10 protein-coding genes are annotated in these 11452 nt (G+C 47.8%); 8 read left to right on the forward strand and 2 right to left on the reverse strand.

The window, feature by feature from the left end; translation table 11 throughout:
• Positions 1 to 30: 30 nt before the first annotated feature.
• Positions 31 to 426: a YbaN family protein gene (locus tag B5F83_RS06825; RefSeq protein ID WP_087278758.1), complete on the forward strand. Its 396-nt coding sequence runs from the start codon at positions 31 to 33 to the stop codon at positions 424 to 426.
• A 644-nt stretch (positions 427 to 1070) separates the two neighbouring features.
• Here B5F83_RS06825 and B5F83_RS06830 read toward each other — a convergent pair.
• The gene (locus B5F83_RS06830; RefSeq protein ID WP_087278755.1) at positions 1071 to 2174 is read right to left on the reverse strand and encodes a hypothetical protein; all 1104 of its coding nucleotides are present in this window, start codon (positions 2172 to 2174) and stop codon (positions 1071 to 1073) included.
• Positions 2175 to 2962: 788 nt separating this feature from the next.
• On the opposite strand from B5F83_RS06830, the gene B5F83_RS06835 reads away from it, so the two are divergent.
• The 7 genes from B5F83_RS06835 (at position 2963) to B5F83_RS10565 (ending at position 9733) form a co-directional block, all read left to right on the forward strand.
• The gene (locus tag B5F83_RS06835) at positions 2963 to 3574 is read left to right on the forward strand and encodes a TetR/AcrR family transcriptional regulator (RefSeq protein WP_087278753.1); all 612 of its coding nucleotides are present in this window, start codon (positions 2963 to 2965) and stop codon (positions 3572 to 3574) included.
• A gap of 153 nt (positions 3575 to 3727) precedes the next feature.
• Positions 3728 to 4549, forward strand: coding sequence for a class I SAM-dependent methyltransferase (locus B5F83_RS06840; protein ID WP_087278751.1), 822 nt, complete (start codon positions 3728 to 3730; stop codon positions 4547 to 4549).
• 8 nt (positions 4550 to 4557) lie between these two features.
• Positions 4558 to 6360 (forward strand): ABC transporter ATP-binding protein, encoded by a 1803-nt coding sequence (locus tag B5F83_RS06845; protein WP_087278748.1) that lies wholly within the window; start codon positions 4558 to 4560, stop codon positions 6358 to 6360.
• 7 nt (positions 6361 to 6367) lie between these two features.
• On the forward strand, positions 6368 to 6988 hold the full coding sequence (locus B5F83_RS06850) for a class I SAM-dependent methyltransferase (protein ID WP_087278745.1): 621 nt from the start codon (positions 6368 to 6370) through the stop codon (positions 6986 to 6988).
• Positions 6989 to 7001: 13 nt separating this feature from the next.
• Positions 7002 to 8732 carry an ABC transporter ATP-binding protein gene (locus B5F83_RS06855; RefSeq protein ID WP_087278742.1) on the forward strand — a complete coding sequence of 577 codons (1731 nt, stop codon included), beginning with the start codon at positions 7002 to 7004 and terminating at the stop codon, positions 8730 to 8732.
• 159 nt (positions 8733 to 8891) lie between these two features.
• Positions 8892 to 9131: a hypothetical protein gene (locus tag B5F83_RS06860; RefSeq protein WP_087278739.1), complete on the forward strand. Its 240-nt coding sequence runs from the start codon at positions 8892 to 8894 to the stop codon at positions 9129 to 9131.
• A gap of 410 nt (positions 9132 to 9541) precedes the next feature.
• Positions 9542 to 9733, forward strand: a complete 192-nt coding sequence (locus B5F83_RS10565) for a hypothetical protein (RefSeq protein WP_143822487.1) — start codon at positions 9542 to 9544, stop codon at positions 9731 to 9733.
• A 138-nt stretch (positions 9734 to 9871) separates the two neighbouring features.
• Here the strand turns inward: B5F83_RS10565 and B5F83_RS06870 are convergent, their stop codons facing one another.
• Complete coding sequence (locus B5F83_RS06870) at positions 9872 to 11254, reverse strand: tryptophanase (protein WP_087278733.1); 1383 nt, start codon at positions 11252 to 11254, stop codon at positions 9872 to 9874.
• Between the last annotated feature and the right edge of the window lie 198 nt (positions 11255 to 11452).

Raw genomic sequence — 11452 nt, forward strand, 5'->3', positions numbered from 1 at the left:
TCCCTAAGAAGCTGATGTTAATGATATTTTATGGGTGAAGGCGTACGTAAAGCATTGTATATCGTGTGCGGAACAATCTGCATTCTTCTTGCCTTGGCGGGAATCGTCCTGCCGGGTTTGCCGACAACGCCTTTTCTGTTGCTCGCTTCATGGCTTTTCGTCCGAAGTTCGCCTTCGCTCTGTGCCCGGCTTGAGTCTTCCCGCCTGTTCGGCCCATACCTGAAACGTTACCGGGAACGCGGCGGAGTTACAGTCAAAGGAAAAGCGATGATTGTCATTCTGATGCTTTCCGTAGTCGCGGTTTCCTGCATCTTCTTCCTTGAATCGCCTGTGCTCCGCCTCATTGTCGTTTCCGCAGGCATCGCCGGCGCAGTCTGTGTCATATTCTTCGTCCCGGGAGCCTCTTGCAATGGGCGCCATCTGTAAAATCGTTAGCCGTTGCAAATACGTCCAGTCCATCTGTCCGGTTTCCGGTTTTCCTGTTTCTTGTTTTCCCTGTTTCCCGGTTTTCCATTATCACGTTATTATCCCGTTTATCCGTGACGGTTCGCCCTAATGGGGGTTCGGCCTGATGGGGGAAAGTGAACCAATCTGCCGGGAATTTGAGGCACTTTCCCCTCGAAATATTGGCTTTATCGCCATTTTCGCCGTTTTTTCCGGGGAAAGTGAACCAAATTTCCACGAATCTGCGGCACTTTCCCGGGCTACATTCAATACAATGGCCACACATGCCACCCTCCGGGAATATTGTCCCTATCGCTATTCCTCATCCGCACTTCTGGGGAAAGTTTTCCATGTAATTTTGGAACAGTCGGTGCATGGCAATTTTCGAATCTATTGATAGCCAATTGATTAGTAAAACGGGCGCACATTTCAAAAGTTTTAAACGACCGAAATGTGCACATAAATTTTTATCGTATTGATATTCAGTTTGTTACAAAATAGCCTGCACCCGGTCTTCCACTACATTCACTTATCAGCCGGGAAAGTGAACCAGTTTGTCGCGAATTTCCGCAAAATTACCTTGTCAGTTCCGGAAAGTGTCCCGGATTCGTGCCAATCCATGTGTTTCAGAAGCCGACCTGAAGCTGGGTGATGAACAAATGCGAGGAGGGGATGCCGCTGTAGACACCTTTGCTGCCCCGGGAGCGCTGCTGGTAGACGTACTGCGCCTGGAGCCTGCATTTGCGGTAAATGTTCCATTGTAGGCCGATGATGTAGTTGCACTGCCAGTCGTTGAGGGCGATATTCCGGTCTAAGTAATCCACTGAGGCTATTATGTCCAGAAACTTTGCGGGAGAACCGGTCAGTGTTGCGTATGCTCCTCGGCTTTTTACCGATGCATCAGTACCCTCCATGTATTCGCTCCGGAGATACGCCGGCCCCGTTTTTATTTCCAATCCCGCGCTCCATCTGTTCCTGCGGTAGGTGTCTCCGGCCATAAAAGCTCCGTAGGGATTGTCGGCCTTTGCAGTACCCTCTCCGATGTAGGCGGAACCGTGCAGCTTGAGAATACTCGCCGGCCTTAAAGCCAGGCTTGCGACAACGTCTTTTCTGTTGTTGGTCTCGGCAGTATTGTATGGCTCTCCGCTGAACACGCCGATGCGGTATTCAAAGAGATTACGGCGGTCCTGGCCTATTTTGAAAAATGCGCCTCCGACTTCCAGCCCCAGGTCCCTGCCGGCTCCTCCTCCGAAGCAGATGTCAGAGCCGTCGATGCCCGCAAGGTATTGGACGGCCTGGGCTCCATTTATTATTTCAAGGACGGAGGGAGACATATTGCTCTCGATGGTAAACGGTGTCTTATACTGTCCTATCCGGATATAGAATGCCTCTGCCGGGCAGTATCTGACGTACAGTTCATGAAGCCTGAATTTGACCAGGTCGGCCATGAAATAGAGGTCAATATGACTGATCGGCTCGATGTCTGCGATTATCATGGCCCTGGTGAGATTGAATTTGTTGAATGCCCCTTCATGCGCCATGTCGTAGGTGTCGTATTGATATCCTGCCTGGGCGTAGCCGCTGACACTTACTTTTTCCGAAAGGAAGCGGAGAAGTTTGCCGCTTTTCGGTTCATTTGAGCCGGCAATGAGTGTGTCTGCCGCCGCTGAAGAACTGATGTATGCGGCTGCGGTCAGGATTATGGTTAGGACAGTGGCCTTGATATTCATGACTGTTTTCTTTGAATTTTCGTATGTCTTTTTTAAACAGGCGGCAAAAATAAGGATATTTCTGCATAAAAGGAATGTCAGGAGCAGTTTAAAAATTTTTCAAAAGGTCTGAAAATAATAATTTGGTGAAAAAAGACAGCGTTGTTATCCCGGAATGCAGGATAAAACGCAGCCCTGTTCGGCCCTTACCTGAAACGTTACCGGGAACGCGGCGGGGTTACGGTCAAAGATGACTTCGCAATGCGGTTGTAAAAGGAGTAATTATATGAGAATAATTATGCATATAATTATAATGTTTTTCCTATATTTGCGATACTATTCCACGGAATAGTTACATATTATTTGATGAAAGTGTTTCGGCTTTTGTCCTTGACGTGAAATCTGGCAAATTTCGACAATAACAGGGATAAGCAAGCACTCGTCACCTTGTATCGATAAAGGTGTAGCACTATTGTGCAGCTCCATATTCGTACGGGTGTGGAGTTGTGTTTATTTGTTATTGGGCATTCCAGAGCCTCACGTCAGATGAACCGGATGACTCCACACTTGAACTGGATAACATTCTATATCTTTCTGATTATCAAATTATACATTCAATACTCATTGTAATTTGATACCGCAAAGTTCCCGTCTAAAACGAAATCACATTAATAATTTGCACCACTACATAGCTTATATAGATATCTTGTTATCCGAGTATTATTAAATCCCTAAAAATAGGTATTGCCCGACAATTTCAAGCCTTGTACCTTTGCAGAAAAATTAAAAACAGACATTGTTCACTATAAATGCAAGTGCTGAAAGAGGACATACGAGGTCGCATATTGACGGTTGCCAGACAACAATTCGAGAGGAAAGGCTATTCCAAGACTTCCATGCGCGAAATAGCGGAGTTGGCAGGTGTCGGTGTCGGGAACATCTACAACTATTTCACGAACAAAGATGAATTGTTCCGTGAGGTAGTCCGTCCTGTCTTGTGCGCTTTGGAAGCTATGCTGCAGGAACACCACGGCATACGGGGCGAGGATATTATGATGATGAGGTCGGAAACATACCTGAAATCCTGCATAGACGAATATGTTTCATTGATTGACAAGCACCGCGCACTGATGGGAATCCTGTTGTTCCGTGCGCAAGGTTCTTCGTTGGAACGCTTCCGCGAGAATTATACCGACCGTTCTACAGAATTGGTCAAGGCGTGGTTCGCGTCCATGCAGCAGAAGCATCCCGAAATCAATACGGCAGTGTCCGATTTTATCATCCACCTGCATACGGTATGGATGTTCACGATGTTCGAGGAACTGCTGATGCATTCCGTGCCCCGGCAGGAAATGGAGGCTATCTTGCACGATTACATACTGTTTGAAATTCAAGGTTGGAGGGCAATTATCAAGATATGAGATACAGGCAATGCACATACAGACAATCAGCCACGTCAGGACGGCTGGCAAGGAGGAAATCTTCACGGAGGTTTCCTCCTTTTTTTATGAACAAATCTGAATATCGTTCGCTATTGCGCGCCTTTCTCACGTTCACTATTAAATACTCAAAATATGAAACAGAAACACAAGTTTAAGAGCATCGTAGCGGAAACACTGCTTATTCCGCTATACATGAGAGCCAAAGAAAGCCGCCGGGATAATCCCATCCTGTATGACAAGGCTGCGGAGCGGTTGGCGGACAGTCTGGAATACGATTACTCCCAATTTGACGGGGCAAAACTGAGCGAAGTGGGATGCGTGGTGCGCGGCTGGTATTTCGACCGTGCCGTGCGGCGGTTCATCGAGACACACCCCAATCCCGTCGTGGTCAATGTAGGTTGCGGGCTGGACACCCGTTTCCAGCGCATCGGAGGCAAGAAAGCCATCTTCTATGACATGGACTTGCCGGAAGTCATCGCCCTTCGCCGGGAACTGATACCCGAACAGCCTGGCAATCCTTATATCGCGGCATCTTTGCTGGAAACTGACTGGATGGACGACCTGCGCCGCAGGCATCCCGACGGGGAATTTATCTTCATTGTGGAGGGTGTGCTGATGTATTTCTACGAGAAACAGGTTAAGAGCTTCCTGCACCACGTGGCGAGCCGCTTCGGAGGCGGGGAACTGTGGTTCGACGTGTGCGGCACGATGATGAGCCGGCACGGCGTGAAGCCCGATTCGCTGCGCAAGCACGAGGCGCAAATCCGTTCCGGACTGAGCGACGGACACGTGGTGGAACAATGGGAACCGGCCTTGCAACTCATCGAGCAAGCCAACTACATGAAATTCTTCCGCCCGCGCTGGGGATTCTTTTTCGGACAGATACTGGGGCGGATGACACGGCTGTGCTACAAGTTTAGTTCGTTGCTTGGATATAGAATCATTGCAAAATAACATCATATATGAAGAAATCAAAAAAGAAAGAAGGTTTGTCCCGCCTGTTCGAGATAGCCGGGCAGAAAAAGTGGCTGCTTATATTGGCAGGTCTGCTGTCGGCTGGCAGCGCAGTATGTATGCTTGTGCCTTATTGGGCTGTTTATGAAATCTTAAAAGAGCTGTTATCTCATGGCGTAAACCCTGCCGCTTCGGACGGAGTGGGCATGATGCGTTGGGGATGGATAGCCTTCGGGGGGCTTGTTGGCGGATTGGTATTGCTATATGCCGCCCTGATGTCCTCGCATGTGGCTGCTTTCCGCATTCTGTATGGGTTGCGTGTCCGCCTGTCCGAGCATATCGGCAAGTTACCTTTGGGATATTTGAACAACACTTCCACGGGAGCCATCAAGAAAACGATGGACCAGAACATCGAAAAGATAGAGGGCTTCATCGCCCACACTATTCCGGACTTGGTCAATGTAGTGGCAACAGTGGCGGTAATGCTGGTCATCTTTTTCTCTTTGGATGTGTGGCTGACAGTGGTCTGCCTGGCGGTCGTGGTGATTAGCCTTTTCCTGCAATTCTCCAACTTCATGGGGAAACGGGCAAGGGAGTTCATGTCCATCTATTATGATGCACAGGAAAAGATGAGCGCATCCGCCGTGCAATATGTGCGTGGAATGCCTGTCGTCAAGATTTTCGGGCAGAGTGTCCGCTCGTTCCGCCAGTTCAACGCCGAAATTCAGGCATACAAGACATTCGCCTTGAAATGTTGCGACACCTATCAGAACGGGATGATAGCGTTTACCGTCCTGCTCAATTCGATGGTGACGTTCATCCTACCGATGGGCATCCTGCTGTTGCAAGCCAGTCCGCGATCGCTTTCATTGGCTGTGGTGTGGTTGTTCTTCATCATCATGGGGCCGGGCATGGCTTCACCCGTTTACAAACTGACCTTTTTAGGAGGCAATACACGAGACATCAACGAAGGGGTGAGCCGTATTGACCGCATATTGGAAAAGAAGCCTGTGCCGGAACCGGAACATCCGCAAGTGCCTGCCGCTTACGATGTTGAGTTCCGTCACGTGTCATTTTCCTACGAAAACACGGAACAGGGAACACGGACGGAAGCCCTGCGTGATGTCAGTTTCATAGCTCCGCAGGGAAAGATAACCGCCCTTGTCGGTCCGTCTGGAAGCGGAAAATCAACGGTTGCCAACCTGATACCCCGGTTCTGGGATGTGGAGCAAGGGGAAATCTGCATAGGTGGTGTGGATATACGCCGGATAGCTACCGCAAAGCTGATGGACATGGTTTCATTCGTATTTCAAGACACCTTCCTTTTCTACGACACGCTGTATGAGAACATTGCCGTCGGCTCTTCGGATGCCACGAAAGAAAAAGTGATAGCTGCCGCAAAAGCCGCCCAATGCCATGACTTCATAGAGTGTCTGCCGCAAGGCTACGAAACACGGATAGGCGACAAAGGCGTATTCTTGTCCGGCGGCGAAGCCCAACGGATATGTGTGGCCCGTGCCATATTGAAGAATGCGCCGATACTGGTACTGGACGAAGCGACAGCTTTCGCCGACCCTGAAAACGAGCATAAAATGCAGATGGCTTTACAGTCACTGATAAAGGACAAGACGGTCATCGTGATTGCTCATCGCCTTTCGTCCGTCATTTCCGCTCATCAGATTGTCGTAATGAAAGAAGGGCGCATCGTACAGTGCGGAAGGCATGAACAACTGTCCGTGACCGAGGGCGTATATAAAAATATGTGGGATGCCTATACGAGCGCATACCATTGGACGTTGAACAAAAACTAAAAGCAATATGAGAAAAAAGAACTTCTTAAACAAGGTCTTGCAAAACACAAGCTGTCCGCAAGGATTCTGGGGACGGATGATTTTGCGAGGGATGAATCGTTTTCATGCATCTTTAGCCAATCGTGGCATGAAGCAAGTGGAATGGCAGCCTGAATGGAATGTGCTTGATATAGGCTGCGGTGGCGGTGCGAATTTGAAACGTTTATTGAATTTATGTCCGAAAGGAAATATCTACGGCATAGACCTGTCAGAAGAAAGTGTTTCATTCGCCCAAAAGTACAACGAAAAAGACTTGAATAAAAGATGTTTCATACAACAAGGGAATGTTTGTTCCTTGCCCTATAAAGAGGAAGCGTTTGATGCTGTCACAGCTTTTGAAACGGTCTATTTTTGGTCGCCTGTGAACAAGGCGTTGTCTGAGGTGGCGCGTGTGCTCCGAAAAGGAGGCTGTTTTCTTATCAGTTTGGAAGCGAGCGACCCCGAACTTGGAAAAATGTGGACGGAACGGATAGACGGAATGGTGGTTTATACTCCGGCAGAATTGGAAGAATGGTTGTATGAAGCCGGATTCTCATCTATCAGAACAATCCGTAAAAAAGAAGAAATACATATTATAGCACATAAATGAAAGAATTTAGAATATGAACGCAATCAAAAACATTACAATAGGACATACCGAACGGCTTTACAAGCCTGTGGGTTATACCATGCTTGCCAACTTGGTGAATATCGTGCCGTTTTGCCTTTCCATAGAGGCGATACGCATCATTTTCAATGCGTTTGACGGAAGCGGACAGCCACTCGATACGACCCGCTTGTGGTGGATATTCGCCGTTATGGCCATTTATATGCTGGTCATGGCTTTGGCGGAAAGGGCATCTTACCGTGCCAATTTCCGTGGAGCATACGAAATGAGTGCTTCGGGACGCTTGTCGCTGGCGGAACATCTGCGGAAACTATCGTTGGGCTTCCTTTCAAGGCGTGACCCCGGCGACTTGTCCTCCATGCTTATTACGGATTTCATGATGGCAGAAACGGGAATCTCTCACCATCTGCCCCAATTGATGGGCGCAGTGGTAATGCCAGTGCTGGCTTTTGCTTCATTGATATGGATAGACTGGAGGATGGCGGTCAGTATGTTTGCCGCCTTGCCGCTTGCCTTGCTCGTCTTATGGGCAAGCACAAAGGCGCAGCAAAGTCTGAGCGGCAGGCAAATTCAAGCAAAAATAAATGCTGGAAATCGGTTGGAAGAATACTTACAGGGTATTCGTGTAATGAAAGCGTACAATCTGATAGGTGACCGCTTTGTTAGGTTGCGCAATGCTTTTGCGGAACTTCGCCGTGCTTGCATCCGTCAGGAAGCCTTGTTAGGCCCGTTTGTTCTGTTGAGCATTACTCTGGTACGTGCCGGGCTGACGATGATGGTACTGTGCGGCACTTACCTCTTGCTGGGAGGACAACTTTCTATCCTTGTGTTCGTGCTGTTTCTCGTAGTCGGTTCCCGTGTGTTCGACCCATTGACTTCCGCCCTGACCAATTTCACCGAGTTCCGATACTTTTCCATTGCAGGAGGACGTATCCTTTCCTTAATGAACGAGCCGGAAATGAAAGGAGAACGGCAATCCCCAGAGGCAGGCGACATCCGGTTTGAGCACGTATCGTTTGCCTATCAGGACAAGGAAGTGCTGCACGACATAACCGTCACGCTCCCCAAAAACTCCTTGACAGCTCTTGTAGGCCCTTCGGGTAGTGGGAAAAGCACCGTGATGAAACTTTGCGCCCGTTTCTACGACCCGCAGCAGGGACGCATCTTCTTTGGTGGTGTACCGATGGACGAGATAGCTCCCGAAAGTCTGATGAGCCACATTTCTATGGTGTTCCAGGATGTCTATCTGTTTCAAGACACCATACGCAACAACATCCGTTTCGGCAAGACGAATGCGACGGACGAGGAAATCATTGCCGCCGCCAAGAAAGCCTGTTGCCACGACTTCATCATGCACTTGCCGCAAGGCTACGACACGATGGTTGGCGAAGGAGGCTGTACATTGTCCGGAGGCGAGAAACAACGCATATCCATTGCCCGTGCCATGCTGAAAGACGCACAAGTCATCCTGCTGGATGAAGCTACCGCCTCGCTCGACCCTGAAAACGAAGTGGAGGTACAACGAGCCATCGACTCGTTGATTAAAGGACGTACCGTCATTGCCATTGCCCACAGGCTCAAAACAATCAAGGATGCCGACCGGATAATCGTTTTGGATAACGGACGGATAGAGGAAGAGGGCACACACGATGAGCTTGTCCGAAAAGAAGGGCTATATGCCCATTTGTGGAATATACAGGAAAGTATTTCGGGGTGGAAACTGTAGATAAAGATGTGTTAAATTGCAAACTTCGTTACCATCACTTCTGTATTGAATGTGCGGTGGCATTGGCTTACTGTATGAAGTCAGCATTATAATTGTCAGAAAATCTGAAAAGGAAACAATCACAATAGTATAAACATTTAATCAATAGAGCCTATATCCATGTCGGAATATATTGCCGGCGAGCACGCCAAATTTACAGACAAGTTGAAAAAACTGTACGGCGATGCCGTTTATCATTTGAATTATCTCCATGAGCAATATGCTGATAGTTTGGCGCGGGCGAGGAGGGAGTTTGTGCAGGACTCCATAGATAAGGAAAGGGCTGCTTATTATGCCAGGCTTAATGCTGAGCAGGAACGCCAATGGAAAGAGGATGAGCGTAATGCCCGGCAAGCATAACTCCGGACTTCCACCAGCCGGATTCTCCGATAAAAACAAAGTCTTTCACCAATAGTTACGGAGCAAAGATTACATACAGTTATTATATGAAGGACGGGGAGGAAGTGAAACATGGCAAATATTCAGCAAAACATAATTATAACGACTACAGATGGTGGTCCGGATGGGGTGAAGGATGGATATATTTGAATGGGTATGAATCATTTGAATGTGAATACCGTAACGGTGTGATGCATGGTAATTGGCACTATAGCAGGAATCTTACTAAAAATTCAACGTTCGGCAATAATCGTAATTGGAAACTGGACATACGTGTCAATTTGTATTGCGGACGGCTTGATGGAAATTTTAACATACAAAACGAATCTTTCATTTATAAAGGTTCGGCAAGTAAGGGAATCCTTAGCGAAATGACCATTACGAAGTTCGACAATAGCCATTCTATAACGGTGCGGAGCAACCCTGACGGAGACAGGACTGATTTGAAAATATTGGTTATTCATGATGATGAATTACACAATGCCGTTCTGTATGGCGAACTTCCGTTCATAAGGATTACTTGTCCTGTGACTGCTCCTAAGATACCATACATTATTCCATAGTATATGTAGGATAATGATTGCAATTCAAAAAAGCCGGACCTGAAGTCTTCCGACCTTGGACCCGGCTTTGGAAATTGTCATGGGATATTCTCCATAGGCCTTTCGGCAACCACGGATTTTCTCCTCATAAACGAGATATTACCTCTTCACTTTTTCGAGTTCAATCGTGAAATGCCTCATGATAGGGAGTTCCTTGGTAATCCTGTAACCGCTGGTGATGCTTTCGCGACGGTCGTAAACGTTTTTCAAGGCAGCCGCGATGTAATCCATGTGGTTGTTTGTGTAAACCCTGCGTGGGATTGCGAGCCGGAGCAGCTCAAGACGAGGATAACGGTTCTCTTTCGTGTCAGGGTCGCGGTCTGCAAGGAGTGCGCCTATTTCGACTCCCCTGATGCCGGCCTCAAGGTAAAGCTCTATTGCAAGTGTCTGTGCCTGGAATTCTTCTTTCGGCACGTTGGTCAGGATTTTCTTCGCGTCAACGAAGATTGCGTGTCCGCCGGCAGGCCTCTGGTAAGGCACTCCGTACTCGTCCAGTTTTGAAGCAAGATAAGCGACCTGTTTGATCCTTGTTTCAAGGTAGTCAAACTCCATGCTTTCCCTGAGTCCCTGTGCAAGGGCGTTCATGTCCCTGCCTGCCATACCGCCGTAAGTAAGGTAGCCTTCGAACATTATACTGTACATCTGGCATTTTTGCATGTCCTTTTCGTCCTTGAAGCCAAGGAAACCGCCTATATTCACGATACCGTCTTTCTTTGCCGACATAGTCATGTAGTCTGCATGAGAGTAGATCTCACGGCAGATGTCAATGATGCTTTTGTCAGCATAACCGGCCTCGCGTGTCTTGATGAAATATGCGTTTTCTGCAAAACGTGCGGAGTCGATGAGCAGTTTTACACCGTATTTCTTTGCCAAAGCGGAAACTCCCTTGATGTTTTCCATGGAAACAGGCTGTCCGCCGGCGGTATTGTTGGTGATAGTCAGCACGATTGCCGGAATTTTCTCTTTAGGGTTTGCTTTGAGGACGTCTTCGAGTTTTTTCAGGTCCATGTTGCCCTTGAAAGGTATCTCGAGTTCTGTGTCGGAAGCCTCGTCTATCGTGCAGTCGATTGCATGCGCCTTCCTGAACTCGATGTGTCCCTTTGTCGTATCGAAGTGCGAATTGCCTGGAAGGATGTCGCCTTCTTTCACAATTGCCGAGAACAGAACGTTTTCAGCGGCGCGTCCCTGATGCGTAGGAAGCACATAGTCGAGTCCTGTGATGTCCTTGATCGTATCTTTCAGCTTGTAGAAAGAAGTTGCTCCGGCATAACTTTCGTCACCTTCCATTATGGCTGCCCATTGTTTGTCGCTCATCGCCCCGGTTCCGGAGTCGGTCAGAAGGTCGATGTAAACATACTGGCTTTTAAGCGCGAACAGGTTGTACTTCGCTTCGGCAATCCATTTTTCGCGTTCTTCGCGGGTCGATTTGCGGATGTTCTCGACCATTTTAATCTTGTAAGATTCAGCAAAAGGTAATTCCATATAAAATTTTTTAAATGTAAATAATTGAAATTATCATCAAAAATTGAAAATTATCTGTAAAATTACGAAAAATCCGAATAATTGTAATAAAAAACCGCTTGAAAATTCATCTTGAAAATTTCCGGTAGGAAAAATGATGCGCGAAAAAAATATTTGCAGCCGCTTCCGGACCCGTGCATGCCATGGCATAATAATGCT

Origin of the sequence: Muribaculum sp. An289, assembly GCF_002159555.1 — a bacterium.
Lineage (GTDB): Bacteria > Bacteroidota > Bacteroidia > Bacteroidales > UBA932 > Merdivivens > Merdivivens faecigallinarum.